Raw genomic sequence first — 16,846 nt, forward strand, 5'->3', positions numbered from 1 at the left:
ATACCGAGTTAAACGTGAGACGGACGAGAACATCACCCACGACTCGCCGGCCACGATCCGATTGATCTGCCCAGCAGCTTAATTTAACGGCATTGGTCCATGATGGACGCTGCCGCATCTCCGCCCGCCCGAGCCAGCGACATCGGAAGTGCCTCGTGATGCACAGCGACCCCCGCCAAGGCGAAGAATCCTGCTCGATGCCGCACTGTGGCCGTCCGTCGTGTTTCCACGTGCGATTGGAGGCGGCCGCACGCGGAAACACGGCGGACACCGGGCGCGATTCCTGCGGCACCCATCTCGCCGAAGTCGTCCAGCAATTGGCGCTGCGCGCACGCGAGCGCCGCAAACGGCCGGCGCGCCTCGTCGTGTACGCCACGGGCGCCCGCGGGCGGGCGAATGAGCCCGGCCCTTTCGACCGGCTCGCGCTCGGCACCATCCCGGTATGAACGTCCGGCGCGGCGGGCCATTGCCCATCGCCGCGCGGCTTCCGATACTGGGCGGGCCATGCCGGACGACGCCGGACGAAAGAGGTCGCCATGGGATTCCAGCTCGGCTTGTTCTCCCCCAACACCGAATCGGGACTGGCGATCACGAAGGCACCGGAAAGGTGGCACGCGACCTGGGAGAACAATCTGCGGCTCGCCCGGATCGCGGATGAGAGCGGTATCGACTTCCTGCTCCCCGTCGCCCGCTGGACCGACTGGGGCCCCGACACCGACTTCCACAAGAGCGCCCTCGACCCGCTCGTGTGGGCGTCCGGGCTCCTCGCCCGCACCACGCGGCTCCGCGTGTTCAGCACCGTCCACACCGCGTTCCACCACCCGGTGGTCGCCGCGAAGCAGCTCGCGACCGCCGACCACCTCAGCCAGGGCCGGGTCGGGCTGAACATCGTCGCGGGCTGGCACGCCCCCGAGTACGAGATGTTCGGCCTCACGCTGCCGGACGACCACGACACGCGGTACGCGCTCGCCCAGGAGTGGTGGGACGTCGTCAAGCGCATCTGGTCGACCGACGAGCCGTTCGACCACGACGGGCGGTTCTTCAAGCTCCAGCACGTCGTGGGGCGTCCCAAGCCGTTCAACGGGCACAGCCTGCCGGTCATCAACGCGGGGTCGTCCAGGCAGGGGCGCTCGTTCGCCGCGCGCAACGCCGACCGCGCGTTCACCGTCGTCGCCGGGCCGGAGGACGGCGCCGAGATCGTGCGGGCCATCCGCGCGGAGGCCGCGTCCTACGGCCGGAAGGTCGGCGTCTTCACGCTCGGGCACGTCGTGTGCCGGCCGACCAGGAGCGAGGCGGAGGACTTCCTGCGCTACTACGCCGACGAGCAGGCCGACTGGCCCGCCGTCGATGAGGTGATGCGGCTGCAGGGCCTGCACGCGCAGTCGTTCACGCCGGAGATGCTCCAGATCTACCGGGACAGGTTCGCCGCCGGCCACGGCAGCTGCCCGCTGGTCGGCGACCCCGACGACGTGGCGGACGGCCTCGCGGAGTTCGCGCGTGCGGGCTTTGACGGTATCGCTCTGTCGCTCCTCAATTACGCTGATGAACTGGGCTACTTCGCCGCCGAGGTCATGCCTCGGTTGAGGACGCGAGGTGTCCTGCCCATCGACCGTCCCGAACCGGCTCCCTCCACATGCACATGACTCTTACCGATACCTCGCCCGATACCTCGCCCACCTCGCCGCCACTGTCCGCCTACCAGCGCGTCAGCAGCTCGGACATCGACGTTCTGCACGACTCGGTCGAACCGTTCGCCGTGGGCCACGACCTCCAGGCCCGCGCACCGGACGCCCGCCTGGACGGTGCCGTCAACGCCCTCGCCTTAGGTGCGGTCAACCTGGTCTGGGTGCGCTACGGGGGCAGCGGGGTCATCGTCGACACACCACCGACGGAAGGCCACTTCGCCTTGTGCGCGCCCATGGCACCGATGGGCGTCGAGTACCGGTCCTCGCACCACAACGACGTCGCCGGCGGCAGCCTGGTGCTGTCCCATGACGAGGCGATGCGCATGACGCCGCATCCGACGCTGGGCTGCCTCGTCATCGCCACGAGCACGGGACGGCTCGCCGACCACCTCGCCTCCCACCTCGGGCGTCCCTACACCGCGCCGCTGCGCTTCCACCGGGTCGGCAGGCCCGCGATCGCGCCGGCCTCGATCGTGGAGCGCACCTGGCGGCACGTGTGCGACGTCCTCGACCATGCGACGGGCCGGGGCGGGCTGCACCCGATGGCCGCGCGCACGCTGGAGGAGTCGCTGCTCACCGCCATCCTGCTGGGCCTGCCGCACACGGCCACCGAATGCCTCGCCGAGCCGCCCGCGCGGTCCCCGCACCATCTCGCCGGCACCATCCGCGAGTGGGTGGAGCACCACCACCACCGCCCCATCGGCGTCACCGACATCGCGGCCGCCGTGGGCATCAGCGTCCGCCAGCTCCAGGCGATCTGCCAGGACCAGTGGGGTCTCACCCCCACCCAGCTCCTGCGCGGGGTCAGGCTCGACCACGCGCGCGCGGCGCTCAGCGTGGCGCAGCGCGGGCCCGGCACGGTCGCGGACGTCGCCAGGGCCGCCGGCTACTTCCATATGAGCCGGTTCGCCGCCCATTACAAGCAGCGCTTCGGCGAGACGCCGACGCACACGCTCAAGCGCATCGGCTGAGCCGCTCCCCAGCCGCACAGACCGCCTCAGCGCCGCACAGACCAGCTCAGCACCGCGCGGGGCCGTTCAGACCGCGCGGGGCCGTTCAGGACGTCGGGCTCGCCGACAGGCCCGTGCAGCCGCGCAGGCCGTTCCACCGCTTGAGCTCCGTCCGGGCGGCGGCGCCCTTCATGGGGATGGGAAGGCCGCCGCTGATCTGGGCAGGGCTCCACTTGTCCTTGGTGACCTTGCCGTCCTGCACCTTCAGGAACAGCACACCGGACTTCGCCGTCTGGCCGTTGGCGGAGTAGAACACGAAATTGCCCATGCCGTAGTGGACGTAGGCGTTGTCCATGTAGCCGCCGCCCAGCGGGATGTGCGCATGGCCGCCCACGATGATGTCGGCACCGGCCTCAACGAGCTGCCGGGCGAGTTCCTTCTGGCGCGGCAGCGGGCACGGCTGAAGCTCGGCGCCCCAGTGCAGGTGGACGATGACGACGTCCGCGCCCTTGCGCGCCTCCTTCACCGCCTGCACCATCCGCGGGACGTTCTTGGCCGAGGCGAGACCACCCTTGGTGTCGGTGGCCGTCCACGCCTGGATCAGGTTGTCGTCCAGCACCTGCGTGGCGCCGACGACGGCGAGCTTGTTGCCCTTCACCGTGACGCGGTACGGCTTGAAGGCGTCGTCCGCGTCCTTGCCGATGCCGACGACCGGGAAGCCCGTCCGCTTGATGGCGGCCAGGGAGTCGCGCAGGCCGCCCTCCATGTAGTCCATGCCGTGGTTGTTCGCCATGGAGACGACGTCCACCCCGGCGGCCTTCAGCGCCTTGAACGCGGTCGCCGGGGCCCGGAAGGTGAACTGCTTGCCGGGCGCGGGCGTACCACCGGTCGTGATGGCGGTTTCGAGGTTGAGCATGGTGAAGTCGGCGGCGCGCAGCTGCCTGGCCACCGGGCCGAGCGCCGTGGACGGGTTGCCCAGCCGGCCGCGGAGCTGCCCCTCGAAGTGGGTGTCGCCGCCGAACGCGATGACGATCGGCTCCTTCGCCGGCGCCGCGGGCTTGGTGCTCCCGCCCCCTCCGGTACCGGACGTCGCGGGCGGCGGCGCGTCGCCCTCCGCCTCGGAGCCGCCCGAGCCGCCGCACGCCGCGGCCGTCACGGCGGCCCCGACCAGGACCGCGACCACCGCCGCCTTCCCCCGCCTGCTCATCGCCTCGCCTCCGTCCGGCCCAGTCGACCTGCTGGGTCGGCCAAGCATGCCATGAGCGGGGGACCGGGCAGCCAAAGGCGAACGATTCATTATCTTGAACCGGTCGTATCTATGGCGTTAGATTGAGCCGACCGCGACGCGGTCCACGGTCCATCACCAGAGGGACGGCACGGCCTCGAGCCGCCTCTCACCCATGAAGCGGCCGGGTGGCCTCCCCCGCCCGGCCGCTTCCTTTGCGCGCCTTCCTTCGAGCACCGCCCGCCTGACCTCCCGCGTCAGGGCGATGCCCGGGGTCGGCCATGGCGCGTTAAGGACTCACCGGTCATCATGGGACAACGGTCCCGTTTGACAAGGAGTGCCTCGATGGGCGACCGCACAGCGTTCCGCACCTGTCCTCTTTGCGAAGCCCTGTGCGGGCTGGAACTGACCCTGGACGACACGGGAGCGGTGACCCGCGTACGCGGCGACGCCCAGGACCCGTTCAGCAAGGGCTTCATCTGCCCCAAGGGCGCGACCCTCGGCAGCCTGGACGGAGACCCCGACCGCCTGGCGGAGCCCCTCGTCAACGGCGAAACGACCGGATGGGACGAGGCGTTCGAGGCCGTCCGCCGGGGTCTCGCGGGCGTCATCGAGCGGCACGGGCGCGACGCCGTCGCCGTCTACATCGGCAACCCGACCGCGCACTCGATCGCCGGACCGCTGTACGTCGCCGCCATCGTGAAGGCGCTCGGCACCCGGAACCTGTTCACGGCCAGCACCGCCGACCAGATGCCCAAGCACGTCTCCTGCGGCCACATGTTCGGCGACCCCCTGGCGATCCCCGTCCCGGACCTCGACCGCACCGACCACCTCCTCATGCTGGGCGCGAACCCGCTCGAGTCGAACGGCAGCCTGGCCTCGGCCCCCGACTTCCCCGGGCGGCTCAAGGCGATCCAGGCGCGCGGGGGCAAGGTCACCGTCGTCGACCCGCGCCGCACACGGACGGCCGCGCTCGCCGACGAGCACCTGTTCATCCGCCCGGGGACGGACGCGTTCTTCCTCATGGCACTCGTCCACACCCTGTTCGCCGAGGACCTCGTCGCGTCCCCCGAGCACCTGGCCGGACGCGTCAACGGCCTGGACGACCTGCGCGCCCTCGCCCGGGACTTCGCGCCGGAGCGGGTCGCGGACGCCACCGGCATCCCGGCGGAGGCCATCCGGCGGACGGCCCGCGAACTGGCCGGAGCCGGACGCGCCGCCGTCTACGGGCGCATCGGGACCTGCACGCAGGCGTACGGGACGCTCAACAGCTGGCTCGTGGACGCCCTGAACGTCCTCACCGGCAACCTCGACCGGGAGGGCGGCGCGATGTTCCCGCGTCCCGCCCACATGCCCGTGTACCGGCGCAAGAAGAAGCCGTTCACGACCGGGCGGTGGCGCAGCCGCGTCCGCTCGCTGCCCGAGGTCAACGGGGAGCTGCCGGTCGCCACGCTCGCCGACGAGCTGGAGACCCCCGGCGAGGGGCGGATCAGGGCGCTGATCACGATCGGCGGGAACCCGGCGCTGTCGGCCCCGAACGCCGCCCGGCTGGACGGCGCGCTCGCCGGGCTGGAGTTCATGGTGAGCGTCGACCCGTACCTGAACGAGACGACCCGGCACGCGCACGTGGTGCTGCCGCCGCCGCGCCCGGCGCAGACGCCGCACTACGACATCGCGCTGACCGGGCTCGCCGTCCGCGACTACGCGCGCTACTCGCCGCCCGTCGTGCCGCTGCCGGAGGGACGCCCGAGCGAGGCCGAGCTGCTCGCCCGCCTCGCCATGGTCGCCGCCGGGACCGACGGCGACCCCGCCGCCCTCGACGAGATGATCATCACTTCGACGCTGGCGAAGGCCACGGCGCTGCCGGGCTCCCCGGTGCACGGCCGCGAGCCGGACGAGCTGCGCAAGATGCTCGACAGCGGCACGCCCACCGAGCAGCGGCTCGACATGATGCTGCGCCTCGGCCCCTACGGCGACGGCTTCGGCGCCGACCCGTCCGGCCTCACGCTCACAAGGCTGCGCACCGAGCACCCGCACGGCATCGACCTGGGCGCCCTCAAGCCGCGCCTGGACGAGGTGCTCTGCACGACGTCCGGACGGGTCGAGCTGTGCCCGTCCACGTTCGCCGCCGACGTCGACCGGCTGCACGCGGCGCTGAACACCCCGCAGAGCGAGGGCTTCGTGCTGATCGGCCGCCGCCACCTGCGCTCCAACAACAGCTGGCTGCACAACGTCCCCGAACTGGTGCGCGGCTCCAACACCTGCACGCTCCAGCTCAACCCCGCCGACGCCGACCGTATCGGCGTCACCGCGGGCGGCACCGTCCGCGTCACGTCGCGCACGGGCACCGTGGAGGCCGTGGCCGAACCGACCGACACCGTCATGCCCGGCGTCGTCAGCCTGCCCCACGGATGGGGTCACGACCGCCCCGGGACACGTACCGCCGTCGCGCAGAAGCACGCGGGCGTCAACGTCAACGCCGTCACCGACGAGCAGGAGATCGACCCGCTGTCGGGCAACGCGGTCTTCAACGGCGTCCCCGTCACTCTGGAGGCGGTCACCCCCGCACCGGTGCTCTGACCCCGTTGTTTAGCCCCTCCCGGCCGCAGGTAGGTATGACTGGCCGCAGGAGAACGCGAAAGACTAATGTCGCACCAGGCGTCTCATAGCCGCGGAGGAGGGACATGCACCGACGGGTGAACATATTCCGGCGCGGGTCCCGGCCACAGGCGGCACCGGGCTTCGCGGACGCCACCGAGGCGCTGGAGCAGGCGACCGGCTTGGACCGTACCATCCGCGTCCTGTCCAGGGCCGTGCGCCGCACGCTGCGGCCCGGCCCGGCCAAGGACGCCCTGCACGGCGTCCCCCTCGGCCAGCCCGCCCACCCTCCGCTCACCGACGTGCCCGTCGGCCTGTGGGTCTCCGCCGCCGTCCTCGACCTCATGCCGGGGACGCGGCGTGCCGCGCAGGCCCTCGTGGCCGCGGGCCTCGCCGGAGCGATCCCGACCGTGCTCACCGGCATCGCCGACTGGGGCTCGCTGCACCGCGAGCAGCAGCGCGTCGGGCTCGTCCACGCCGCCGGGATGGCCACGACGAGCATGCTGTACTCGGCGTCGCTCCTCGCCCGCTACCAGGGCCGGGACGGCGCCGGCCGGGCGCTCGGCTTCGCCGGTCTGTCCACGCTGGTCGCGGGCGCCTACCTCGGCGGGCACCTGGCGTTCCGGCAGGCCGCCGGCGCCAGCCACGCCGACCAGGTCGCCCACCTCGTCCCGCTCGGCTGGCACGACGTGTGCGCCGCCGAGGAGCTGCCGGACGGCTGGCCCGTCACCCGCAGGCTCGGCTACATCCGGCTGTTCGTGCTGCGGACCGGCGAGGACGTCCACGTCCTCGCCGACCGCTGCAGCCACCTCGCCGGGCCGCTCCACCAGGGCCGCGTCATCACCGACGACGAGGCCGACGTCTGCGTCGTCTGCCCCTGGCACGGCAGCACGTTCCGCGTCGCGGACGGCTCGGTCGTGCACGGCCCCGCCACCGCCCGCCAGCCCGCCTTCGAGACCCGCGTCACCGAAGAGGGCATGCTCCAGGTACGCCCCACCTGACCCGCACGCCCGAGCCCCCGCGGCCGGGCTAGCCCGTCTCGCCGCGCTCCGTGGTGACGGGGTGCTCCACCAGGGCCAGCACCCGGCTCGACATGAAGCGCGCCGTCCGGACGGGGGTACCGGTACGGGTGACCTCGGTGACCTCCACGACGCCGCGCCTGGTCGCGATCTCCACGCGGCGGCCGGCACGGCTGGCCGTGACCTCGTACGTCCGCGTTCCGTCGCCCCCGGCGTCGACCACGATCTCGACCCTGTCGCCCTTCATCCGCGCGAACCTCCGGTAGTCGAACGTATATTCGACATATACCCGAAATACCGGGCAGCGAATCCCGCGCCGGGGCTCGAAAACGCTGGTCAGCCCAGCAGCAGGTTCACGACCGCGGCCACCCCGACGGCCACGATCACGCCGCGCAGCACCAGCGGCGGGATGCGCCGGCCGATCCGCGCGCCGATCACGCCGCCGCAGGTCGAGCCCGCCGCGATCAGCAGCACCGCGAGCCAGCTCACCTCGGTGTCGGCGAACAGCCACATGAGGGTGAACAGGATCGCCGCGGTGCCGTTCACGACGGCCGACAGGACGTTCTTGCCCGCGTTGATGCGCTGCAGGTCGTCGTCCAGCATGATGCCGAGCAGCGCGATGAGGATGATGCCCTGCGCGGCGCCGAAGTAGCCGCCGTACATGCCCGCGAGCAGCACGCCCGCCCACAGCACCGGGCCGCCGTGCGGGCGGTGCTCGCCCTCGCGGCGGCGCACCATCCAGCCCTGGAGCCGCGGCTGCACCACGACCAGCACCAGCGCGATGAGGATCAGCGCGATGACGATGACGTTGAACGCCTCGGCGGGCAGGCCGAGCAGCAGCAGGCCGCCGATCACCGCGCCGATGAAGGACGCGCTGGCCAGCCGCACCAGCCGCCCCCGCTGCCCCTTCAGCTCCTCGCGGTACCCGTACGCGCCGGTCACCCCGCCGGGGACGAGCCCGATGTTGTTCGACACGTTCGCCACCACGGGCGGGTAGCCGAGCGCGAGCAGCGTGGGGAAGGTGATCAGGGAGCCGGACCCGACGACCGTGTTGATGCTTCCGGCGGCCACCCCGGCCGCGAAGATCGCGGCCGCGTCCAGCAGGTTCACGTGCGTCCCATCTCAGCGCTGCGGTTCACGGCGGTGCGCACATCGTAGGGACACCGGTACCCGGCACCACCGATCGGGGGGTGGTTCGGGTGCGTTCCGCCCGAATTCAGCGGAGCGAGCGGGCGTACCAGCGGCCGTTCTGGCGGTCGATCGCCAGCGGCAGCCCGAACGTCTCCGAGAGGTGCTCCGGGGTGAACACCTCGTCCACCTTGCCCTGCGCGACGACGCCGCCGGAGCGCAGCAGCAGCGCGTGCGTGAAGCCCTCCGGGACCTCCTCCACGTGGTGGGTGACCATCGCCATCGTGGGGGCGGCCGGGTCGCCGGCCAGCGCGGCGAGCCGGGCGACGAGGTCCTCCCGGCCGCCAAGGTCGAGGCCCGCGGCGGGCTCGTCCAGCAGAAGGAGCTCGGGGTCGGGCATGAGGGCGCGGGCGATCTGCACGCGCTTGCGCTCGCCCTCCGACAGCGTGCTGAACGTCCGCCGGACCAGGTCGGCGCAGCCGAGCGCCTCCAGCAGTGCGACGGCGCGGCCCACGTCGGTCGTGTCGTACTCCTCGCGCCACCGGCCGATGATCGCGTAGGAGGCGGTGAGCACCAGGTCGATGACCGTCTCACCGGGCGGGACCTTCTCGGCGACGGACGAGCTGGCGATCCCGATCCGGGGGCGCAGCTCGAACACGTCGGTGCGGCCGAGCTCCTCCTCCAGGATCTCGACGCCGCCCTCGGTGGGATGCAGCAACGCGGCGGCCACCTGGAGCAGCGTCGTCTTGCCGGCCCCGTTCGGGCCCAGGACGACCCACCGGTCGCCCTCGTTCACCGTCCAGTTGACATCGCGCAGCAGGGACGCCCCGCCGCGCCTGACCCCGACTCCGCGGAGCTGAAGCACCTCGCCGGCCATCGCGCGCCGTCGTCTCCCATCCGGTAGCCCGTGATCCCTCAGGAAAGAACCTATGCGATCCCGGAGGGCCGTGGGCCGCCGGATCCCCGGCGGAAACGGCGGTCCCACCGTGCTCCTCCGCCGCGATAGGTCCCTTACGTCCGGTGGAACCGGCGATCCGAGCGCTTATCGTGGATCGCATGCCCATTGGGAACTGTCTGGGAATGAGCCCGAACGCATGAGCGGGGCCGTCGCCACCGCGCTGGTCGCCTGGGGCAACGCCTGGCTGACGGGGAACGTCGGGCTGGACGAGGCGGTCGACGCGGTCGAGAAGAACGCCGGCCCGCAGATCCTCGGCGGCGAGCCCGCCGAGGTGACGCTGCGCCGCGGCCTCGGCGACCTGCGCGTCGGCGGGCTGTCGGCGCTGCGGCTCGCGCTGCCCGAGCCCGGCGACCCGCTCGGGCTGACCGGCCCGCCCGCGTTCAACGCCGCGGCGATCGAGGCGGGCGCCGCCGTCGTCGCCGTCCTCGACGGGCGGGCGATGGGGCTCGTCCCCGCCGAGGACCGGCGCGGCTCGTCCTACGTCGGCGTCCGCTGGACGCCCCACGAGGCGTCGGCGGCGCTGCCGGACGTCCCGTCCCTCGCCGAGGCCGACCGGAGCCTCACGCTCGCGATGCGGGACGCCACCGAGGCGCTGCTGACGGTGGACGACTTCGCCGGCGTCCCGCCCGAGATCGCCGACGCGCTCGGCGACCTGCGCGACCCCGACCGCGGCGACCACCCGCTCGCCCCCGGCTACCCGCAGCGCGCGCACCGCGTCGCCGCGCTCGCCGGGCGGCTCTCCCTCGTCGTGGACCTCGCCCGCCGGCTCGACGACCGCGGCCTCATCGCCGACCAGATGGCCCGCCGCGGCGAGGCCCTCCGCCTCCTCGACGCCGCCGTCCGCCGCGCCCTCGTGGCGGCGTGCAATTCGGCGTTCGACCCGGTACCGGGAACGGAGCGCTAGCGGAGTTCCCGGTACCGGGTCGAACCGGCCCTTGCCGGGGGTTGTGGGGGTCGCCCCCCACAAAGGAAACAGACCCGGCACCGGGAACGGAGCGCTAGACCCCGCTGCTCCCGGGGGCGTGCATGCAAAACGGGGCGTCCCCGGTGGGGACACCCCGTCTCAGTGGCGTGCGTCAGGCGCGGACCACGATCGTGTTGCAGATCTTGTCGGCGAAGGTCTGCTTGCGGTCGTCCCACAGCGGCCAGAGGAAGCCGAGGTAGCACAGGAAGCTGTCGGCGACGTGCGCGATCTTGCGGACGAACGCCATGCCGAAGCCGATGGGCTGGCCCGTCTGCGCGCTCACCAGGCGGATGCCCATCTGGCGCTTGCCGATGGACTGCCCGGTGGTGCCCTCCTGGTAGCAGATCCACAGGCCGCCCGCGATGGACAGCGCGAAGCCGACCAGCATGAACAGCAGGCCGAGCACCGCGGCGCCGCCGCTGCCGGAGCTGGTGAGCAGCATGCTGAGCAGGTAGAGCACGAAGACCGGACCCGCGAAGATCAGGTAGTCGATGATGTAGCCACCGGCACGCGAGCCCCACTCGGCCAGCTGGCCGGTCGAGCCGTAGTGGTGGTGGTGGACCTCCTGGTAGCCGGGCTGTGCGGGCGCCCCGGGGGCGCCGTAGCCGGGCTGGGCGGGAGGCTGCTGGCCGTAACCGGGCTGCGCCGGCGGCTGACCGTAGCCCGGCTGCGCCGGCGGCTGGCCGTACCCGGGCTGCGCCGGGGGCTGCTGGCCGTAACCGGGCTGGGCCGGGGGCTGCTGGCCGTACCCGGGCTGTTGCTGCCCGTAGCCCGGCTGCTGACCGTACGGGTCGTAGGGGTTACCCACACTTGCTCCTTTTTGATTGACCCTGTGGTTATGTGACGCCCGCCGGACCCGGTGGGCTCCGCAAGTCTGACCGAGTATCGACTTCGGCTCAAACCCGCAGGATGTCCAACCGGACGAGCTGCCACAGCTCCGACCCCACGAGGGCGGTGCCGAGCATCCAGGCACGGGTCTTCGGCTGGAGTGCCCACCACCGTCGTCCCAGGCCCAGCGGTGCGGCGGCGACGGCGATCGCGCCGGTCAGGGCGACCGGGTTCGCGAGGACGGCCTGGCCCGGACGGCCCGCGCCGAACTCGATGAACACGGTCGTGCCCCCGCACATGGGACACGGGATTCCGGTGAGCGCCCGTAGGGGACAGAGCACGCCGGGGTCGTTGACGCGGTGGATCCATGACGCGCCGATGGCCGCGACGGCCATCGCCGCGACGCGCAGCGCCGTCCCCATGGGACCGTGCCGCGCCGCGGTGAGGGTCCGGCTGACGAGCCCGCCGAGCACACCGTCCGGTGCACCGGTGGCCGCCGCCCCGGGCGCTCCCCCCAACGAATCCTCCGCCTCGATGACATACAGGTGAGTGACCCGTATATCGGGTGCACCCGGAGGCAGGTCAAGTGCGGGCAACGATCCGCGACAGGACCGTTACGGAGTGCACGACGACTCCACCCCGAGGGTAAGAGTAAGACAAATAGGCAGGTACGTGGGCACTCTTTCTCGCTAAGAGTGCCATGAATCGTCGGCTGCACGGCGTGCGGCGGCCTCGTCCAGGTCGCTCGAGGCGCGCCGGTCGCCGGACATCGCGGCCCCGGCACCGTCGGCGCGGCGACTGGCCTGCCTCCTCGCCGCGCCGGTGACCCGGCTGGGCGATGGCGGGCGCCTGACACGGCTGCTGCTGCGCCGCGCCCCGCGTACGCGACCAAGAGCCTGCCGCAACCCCCACCGGCAAGGCGCGTGCAGCCGCGTCCCGATTTCGGGGCGCCGCCATAACGAGGTCGCCTTTGCTACGTTCGCCATTGTCTTCCATGGCGAGAGGGAGTTGGCCCATGAATTTCTTTGAGAGTGATCAGCTTTGCGCGTACCGGCGTATGCGCACACGGGGCGGCAGGGCGGGCCGCGCAATGGTCGTCCTGTCGGTGGCGGCGCTGACCATGCTGGGATGCAGTGGCACGAAAGGCGGTCCGAAAACCGGTTCCAAGACGTCCGCAAATCCGTCCGGTAAGGCGGCGGATTTTCCGGTCCTGCAGTCGCAGTTAATGACGCACGAGAGCGGGCCGGTACTCGTCCAGGCGCAGGTTTTGAACCGGATCGCCGGAGACAGGATCACCAGCCGCTTCCGGGTGGTCAACCAGGGCCGGCAGACGGTCGACATGCGCCAGGCCCTGTCCGATGAGAAGAACCCGACCGGCAGCGGCTTCTTCGCGCACGGCCTGGCGCTGCTGGACGCGGCGGCCGACAGGGCGTACTACCCGCTGCGCACCGCCGACGGGGAGTGCCTGTGCAGCGAGCTCGGCGACCTCGCGGCCGGGCAGTCGCTGGAGGTCTACGCCGTCTTCCCCGCACTGCCGGCGGAGCTCTCCAAGGTCACCGTCCAGGTGCCGCACACGGCCCCCATGGTGGACCTGCCCATCGGCAAGGGCGATGTCGCCCCGGTGCCCGGCCAGAAGCCCGACATCGGCAGGCTGTCGCTCGGACGGCCGATCATCCGGCCGATCGTCAGCAAGGCCGACGGCGTCGAGCTCTCCGAGGACGAGATCGCCGGCGACAAGCGCGTCCGGCTGTCCGCGGACGTCCTGTTCGCCGTGAACAAGGCGGATCTCAGCCCGCGGGCCCAGGCGCTCCTTCAGGATCTGGCCCGGCAGATCGACCGGTCGCCGGGGACCACCGTCAAGATCGACGGCTACACCGACGACACGGGCGACGACGCGATCAACCAGCCGCTGTCGGAACGGCGGGCGCGGGCGGTCGAGGCCGGGCTGAAGAGCCTGGTGACCAGGACGGGCCTGACCTACCGGTCGGCCGGCCACGGTTCGGCGGACCCGGTGGAGAGCAACGACACCGATGAGGGACGGCAGCGCAACCGGCGGGTGGCCGTCACCTTCGCCCGGCCCGTGCAGCGCCGGGCGGCCCCGTCCGGCGGCCCCGCGGGCGGACCGCCGGTGACGTGGTCGCCGGGCGGCAAGCTGCCCGCCGTGGCGCGGGGGCGACTGCCCGACGACCAGGAGCTGACCGTCACCATCAACGGCCTTCACCGCGATTCCAGCGGCCTGGTGTCGCTCGTGTGGACGGTCACGAACAACGGCGCCGAAATGGTCGACGTGGCCGGAGTATTCGACGCCGGCCTGCTCCAGTACGACGGCAGGACCGCCGGCGGCGTCTCGCTCCTCGACAGATCGGCGAAGCTCGACTACCGCACCCTGCGGGACGACCAAGGCGTATGCCTCTGCACCTCGTTCGCGTTCCACGAGAAGCGCGAAATCAACCCCGGCGAGAGCGGCACCTACGCCAACCTGTTCAAGCCCGCCTCGTCCACGACGACCGTGGACGTGGAGATCCCCTACGACGACCGCAAGACCGTCATCAAGAACGTGCCCATCACATAAATGCGGTAGCGGGAGTGGCACGGCGGCTGCGGCGGCCAGGTCGCGGCCACCGGCCGGACGGCACGTGGGTGGACGGCCGGTCCGCCGGCACGCGTGCGGAGAGGGTGCGCGGGGCGGAGGGCGCACGGACGGCGCAAGGGAGGCGTGGGGGGAACAGAGGGCGCACGGGGGAGAACAGAGGGCGCGCGAAAACGCACGGAGGGCACCGGCCCGGCCGGGGCCGCGGCGCCCGCGTACGGCGAGGCCGCGAGGTGTCAGCTCTGCGCGGCGGCGCCGACGACCATGGGGCCGGCGCCGGCGGGCAGGTGCTCGGCCTCGACGACGTCGGCGATGACCGCGGTGATGTTGTCGGGGCCGCCGTTCTCGCGGGCCAGCTCGATCAGCCGGTCGACGGCGCGCTGCGGATCGGCCTCCGCCGAGACGACCTCGTAGATCGCCTGCGCGTCGACCGGGCCGCTCAGGCCGTCCGAGCACAGCAGATAGCGGTCGCCGAGCCGGGCCTCGCGCAGGCGCAGGTCGGGCTCGCGGTCCTCCCGGCCGTCCAGCACCCGGTACAGCACGTGGGACAGCCGCGAGGTCTCGGCGGGGTCGGCCTGCTGGCCGGCCTGCTCCGCCTCCGCCTTGAGCAGCTCGTCCATCGTGTGGTCCTGGGTCATCTGGAACAGCTCGCCGTCGCGGAGCAGATAGCCGCGCGAGTCGCCGACGTGCGCCAGCGCCACGGACTCCCCGGACCAGAGCATCGCGGTGAGCGTGGTGCCCATCCGGCTGAGGTCGGGACGTTCCTCGCGGACGATGCGGAGCTTCTCGTTGGCCTCGGCCACCGCGCGGCCCAGCATGTCAACAAGATCGTCCTTGGGGGCAGCGGTGTCCAGCGAGCGCAGTGAGCCGATGACGGTCGAGCTCGCGACCTCGCCGCCCGCATACCCGCCCATGCCGTCCGCGACCGCGATCAACCACGCACCGGCGTACCCCGAGTCCTCATTGTTCTCGCGGTTGCACCCGATGTCGCTGCCTGCTGCGTACCTGATTGCTACGTTCATACCAATTTCGATGACGATCCTGTCAGAGGAGTTGTATCAGTAGCGGACAGTGGATTCCCCGGTTTCCCCGGCGGAGCCGGACGATCCGACACCGTGCCGGACCGCGTACAGCGCCGCCTGCGTCCGATCCTGGACTCCCAGTTTCATGAGCAGATTACTGACGTGCGTCTTGACCGTCTTCTCGGACACCACGAGCGCGCGCGCGATCTCCCGGTTGGACCTGCCTCGCGCGATGTGCACGAGCACCTCCCGTTCCCGTTCGGTCAGCGCGGCCATGCCGCGGTCGTCGTCCCGCTGCGCCGTCCCGTCGCGCAGCATCGCCTCGGCCGCGTCCGGCGCGAACAGGACGTGCCCGTCGTTGACCGCCCGGATCGCCTGGACGAGCGCCTGCGGGTCGACGTCCTTGTACAGATACCCGGCCGCACCCGCCTGCACGGCCGGCAGCACGTGGCCGCGCTCCGTGACGCTGGTGAGGACCAGGACCCGTGCCTTCACCCCACGAGCCCGCAGCTCCGTCAGCGCGGCCAGACCGTCGGCGCCCGGCATCTTGAGGTCCAGGAGCACGATATCGGGCTCCAGCGATTCGGCCAGTGTCACGGCCGACGCGCCATCCTCGGCCTCGCCCACGACCTCGATGTCGTCCTGGATGCCGAGGAACGTGCGCAGCCCCTGCCGGACGACCGGATGGTCGTCGGCGATGAGCACCTTGATGACGCCCGGACCCGCCGTCACAGCGCCACCTCCAACCGGACCGTCGTGCCCTTGCCCGGCACGGCGTCGATGGTGAGCTCACCGCCGATGGAGTGCGCCCTGGCGCGCATGGAGGCGAGGCCCAACCCGCCCTGCGGTTCGGTGTCGGACGCGTCGAACCCGGCGCCGTCGTCGGCGACCTCTAGCACGGCCTGCCCGTCCGCTGTGGCGAGCCGTACTTCCACAGTGCGCGCGCGGGCGTGTCGCAGCGCGTTGTAGAGCGCCTCCTGCGTGATGCGGAACGCGACGGCCTCGTGCTCCTCCGGCAGGACGACGGCCTCGTCGGCGTGGAAGCGCACGTCGGTCTCGTGCGCGCGGTCGAGGACCTCGACGTGCTTGCGCAGCGACGCGACCAGGCCGTCCGCGAGGTCGGCGGGCCGCAGCTCGAAGATCACGGCGCGGAGCTCGGCGAGGGCCTCGGCGGCGAGCCGCTCGACCTGCGCCAGCTCCCGGACGGTCCGCTCCGGGTCGCGCTCGGCCAGCGCGGACGCCGTGCGCGCGGTCAGCCGCAGCGAGAACAGCTTCTGCGCGACGGCGTCGTGCAGCTCGCGGGCGAGCCGGTTGCGCTCGGCCACGACGGTCAGCTCGCGGTTGTGCTCGTAGAGGCGGGCGTTCGCCATCGCGATCGCGGCGTGCGCGGCGAACAGGGTGAGCAGTTCCTCGTCGCCTTCGGTGAAGCCGCCCGGGGTGCGCTTGTTGGCCAGGAAGATGATGCCGAGGACGTCCTCGCCATCGCGTATCGGGACGCCCAGGAAGTCCTTCAGGACGGGGTGCGCGACCGGCCAGCCCTCGAACTCCGGCTCCCGGCGGATGTCGCCGAGCCGCTTCGGCGCGTCGCTCTTGAGCATCGCGGCGAGCATGCCGTGCTGGCGGGGGAGCGGGCCGATCCGCTCCCAGTCCTCCTCCGACACGCCCTCGACGACGAACTCGGCGAACGACCCCTCGTCATCGGGCACGCCCAGCGCCGCGTAGCGGGCGTCCAGCAACTGGGCCGCCGCCCGCACGATCACCTGGAGCACCTCGTGCACGGACAGGTGCCGGGTGACCGCGAGCACGGCGGAGCTGACGGCGTGCAGGGTCGCGCCCTGGCCGCCGTGGCACCCGTCGTCGGTCTGCATCCCGGCCTTTC

16 protein-coding genes are annotated in these 16,846 nt (G+C 72.0%); 7 read left to right on the forward strand and 9 right to left on the reverse strand.

Annotated elements, in window-relative coordinates; translation table 11 throughout:
* The first annotated feature begins 230 nt into the window (after positions 1–230).
* From CHF16_RS39775 to CHF16_RS31640, 3 genes are all read left to right on the forward strand, one after another.
* A complete protein-coding gene (locus CHF16_RS39775) occupies positions 231–446 on the forward strand; it encodes a hypothetical protein (RefSeq protein ID WP_143228191.1) in 216 nt (71 codons plus the stop codon).
* 90 nt (positions 447–536) lie between these two features.
* On the forward strand, positions 537–1,643 hold the full coding sequence (locus tag CHF16_RS31635; RefSeq protein ID WP_089329833.1) for an LLM class flavin-dependent oxidoreductase: 1,107 nt from the start codon (positions 537–539) through the stop codon (positions 1,641–1,643).
* Complete coding sequence (locus CHF16_RS31640; protein WP_179271798.1) at positions 1,640–2,656, forward strand: AraC family transcriptional regulator; 1,017 nt, start codon at positions 1,640–1,642, stop codon at positions 2,654–2,656. The genes CHF16_RS31635 and CHF16_RS31640 overlap by 4 nt, the downstream gene beginning before the upstream one ends.
* Before the next feature lie 85 nt (positions 2,657–2,741).
* Here CHF16_RS31640 and CHF16_RS31645 read toward each other — a convergent pair whose 3' ends face one another.
* Positions 2,742–3,842: a CapA family protein gene (locus CHF16_RS31645; protein WP_089329835.1), complete on the reverse strand. Its 1,101-nt coding sequence runs from the start codon at positions 3,840–3,842 to the stop codon at positions 2,742–2,744.
* A 363-nt stretch (positions 3,843–4,205) separates the two neighbouring features.
* On the opposite strand from CHF16_RS31645, the gene CHF16_RS31650 reads away from it, so the two are divergent.
* Both CHF16_RS31650 and CHF16_RS31655 read left to right on the forward strand, forming a co-directional pair.
* Positions 4,206–6,440 (forward strand): molybdopterin oxidoreductase family protein, encoded by a 2,235-nt coding sequence (locus CHF16_RS31650; protein WP_089329836.1) that lies wholly within the window; start codon positions 4,206–4,208, stop codon positions 6,438–6,440.
* Between the two features lie 104 nt (positions 6,441–6,544).
* Positions 6,545–7,459 (forward strand): Rieske (2Fe-2S) protein, encoded by a 915-nt coding sequence (locus CHF16_RS31655; RefSeq protein ID WP_089329837.1) that lies wholly within the window; start codon positions 6,545–6,547, stop codon positions 7,457–7,459.
* Positions 7,460–7,487: 28 nt separating this feature from the next.
* Here CHF16_RS31655 and CHF16_RS31660 read toward each other — a convergent pair whose 3' ends face one another.
* From CHF16_RS31660 to CHF16_RS31670, 3 genes are all read right to left on the reverse strand, one after another.
* Positions 7,488–7,724 (reverse strand): hypothetical protein, encoded by a 237-nt coding sequence (locus tag CHF16_RS31660; protein WP_089329838.1) that lies wholly within the window; start codon positions 7,722–7,724, stop codon positions 7,488–7,490.
* An 89-nt stretch (positions 7,725–7,813) separates the two neighbouring features.
* Positions 7,814–8,587: a sulfite exporter TauE/SafE family protein gene (locus tag CHF16_RS31665; RefSeq protein WP_089329839.1), complete on the reverse strand. Its 774-nt coding sequence runs from the start codon at positions 8,585–8,587 to the stop codon at positions 7,814–7,816.
* A gap of 106 nt (positions 8,588–8,693) precedes the next feature.
* On the reverse strand, positions 8,694–9,482 hold the full coding sequence (locus tag CHF16_RS31670) for an ABC transporter ATP-binding protein (protein WP_089329840.1): 789 nt from the start codon (positions 9,480–9,482) through the stop codon (positions 8,694–8,696).
* Between the two features lie 217 nt (positions 9,483–9,699).
* Between CHF16_RS31670 and CHF16_RS31675 the strand changes: the two genes are divergently transcribed.
* Positions 9,700–10,467, forward strand: a complete 768-nt coding sequence (locus CHF16_RS31675) for a hypothetical protein (RefSeq protein ID WP_089329841.1) — start codon at positions 9,700–9,702, stop codon at positions 10,465–10,467.
* Between the two features lie 172 nt (positions 10,468–10,639).
* On the opposite strand, the gene CHF16_RS31680 is transcribed toward CHF16_RS31675, so the two are convergent.
* Positions 10,640–11,335 (reverse strand): RDD family protein, encoded by a 696-nt coding sequence (locus CHF16_RS31680; protein WP_218826938.1) that lies wholly within the window; start codon positions 11,333–11,335, stop codon positions 10,640–10,642.
* Positions 11,336–11,423: 88 nt separating this feature from the next.
* Positions 11,424–11,873 carry a DUF2752 domain-containing protein gene (locus tag CHF16_RS31685; RefSeq protein ID WP_245869596.1) on the reverse strand — a complete coding sequence of 150 codons (450 nt, stop codon included), beginning with the start codon at positions 11,871–11,873 and terminating at the stop codon, positions 11,424–11,426.
* Positions 11,874–12,580: 707 nt separating this feature from the next.
* On the opposite strand from CHF16_RS31685, the gene CHF16_RS31690 reads away from it, so the two are divergent.
* Positions 12,581–13,927 (forward strand): OmpA family protein, encoded by a 1,347-nt coding sequence (locus CHF16_RS31690; RefSeq protein WP_245869598.1) that lies wholly within the window; start codon positions 12,581–12,583, stop codon positions 13,925–13,927.
* A 254-nt stretch (positions 13,928–14,181) separates the two neighbouring features.
* Here CHF16_RS31690 and CHF16_RS31695 read toward each other — a convergent pair whose 3' ends face one another.
* Genes CHF16_RS31695 through CHF16_RS31705 form a run of 3 tightly spaced genes read right to left on the reverse strand, consistent with a single transcriptional unit; the run spans position 14,182 to position 16,835 of the window.
* Positions 14,182–14,967, reverse strand: coding sequence for a PP2C family protein-serine/threonine phosphatase (locus tag CHF16_RS31695; RefSeq protein WP_089329842.1), 786 nt, complete (start codon positions 14,965–14,967; stop codon positions 14,182–14,184).
* Positions 14,968–15,003: 36 nt separating this feature from the next.
* Complete coding sequence (locus CHF16_RS31700; RefSeq protein WP_089329843.1) at positions 15,004–15,699, reverse strand: response regulator; 696 nt, start codon at positions 15,697–15,699, stop codon at positions 15,004–15,006.
* Positions 15,696–16,835, reverse strand: coding sequence for a GAF domain-containing sensor histidine kinase (locus tag CHF16_RS31705; protein ID WP_089329844.1), 1,140 nt, complete (start codon positions 16,833–16,835; stop codon positions 15,696–15,698). The genes CHF16_RS31700 and CHF16_RS31705 overlap by 4 nt, the downstream gene beginning before the upstream one ends.
* Between the last annotated feature and the right edge of the window lie 11 nt (positions 16,836–16,846).

The sequence above is a fragment of the Actinomadura meyerae genome, from assembly GCF_900188445.1.
In the GTDB taxonomy this organism is placed as follows: Bacteria; Actinomycetota; Actinomycetes; order Streptosporangiales; family Streptosporangiaceae; genus Spirillospora; species Spirillospora meyerae.

Excerpts from the sequence above, each read along its gene's own strand:
- CHF16_RS31635 (WP_089329833.1), top strand. The coding sequence starts at position 537 with ATGGGATTCCAGCTCGGCTTGTTCTCCCCCAACACCGAATCGGGACTG.
- CHF16_RS31640 (WP_179271798.1), top strand. The coding sequence starts at position 1,640 with ATGACTCTTACCGATACCTCGCCCGATACCTCGCCCACCTCGCCGCCA.
- CHF16_RS31645 (WP_089329835.1), bottom strand. The coding sequence starts at position 3,842 with ATGAGCAGGCGGGGGAAGGCGGCGGTGGTCGCGGTCCTGGTCGGGGCC.
- CHF16_RS31650 (WP_089329836.1), top strand. The coding sequence starts at position 4,206 with ATGGGCGACCGCACAGCGTTCCGCACCTGTCCTCTTTGCGAAGCCCTG.
- CHF16_RS31655 (WP_089329837.1), top strand. The coding sequence starts at position 6,545 with ATGCACCGACGGGTGAACATATTCCGGCGCGGGTCCCGGCCACAGGCG.
- CHF16_RS31660 (WP_089329838.1), bottom strand. The coding sequence starts at position 7,724 with ATGAAGGGCGACAGGGTCGAGATCGTGGTCGACGCCGGGGGCGACGGA.
- CHF16_RS31670 (WP_089329840.1), bottom strand. The coding sequence starts at position 9,482 with ATGGCCGGCGAGGTGCTTCAGCTCCGCGGAGTCGGGGTCAGGCGCGGC.
- CHF16_RS31675 (WP_089329841.1), top strand. The coding sequence starts at position 9,700 with ATGAGCGGGGCCGTCGCCACCGCGCTGGTCGCCTGGGGCAACGCCTGG.
- CHF16_RS31690 (WP_245869598.1), top strand. The coding sequence starts at position 12,581 with ATGACGCACGAGAGCGGGCCGGTACTCGTCCAGGCGCAGGTTTTGAAC.
- CHF16_RS31695 (WP_089329842.1), bottom strand. The coding sequence starts at position 14,967 with ATGAACGTAGCAATCAGGTACGCAGCAGGCAGCGACATCGGGTGCAAC.
- CHF16_RS31705 (WP_089329844.1), bottom strand. The coding sequence starts at position 16,835 with ATGCAGACCGACGACGGGTGCCACGGCGGCCAGGGCGCGACCCTGCAC.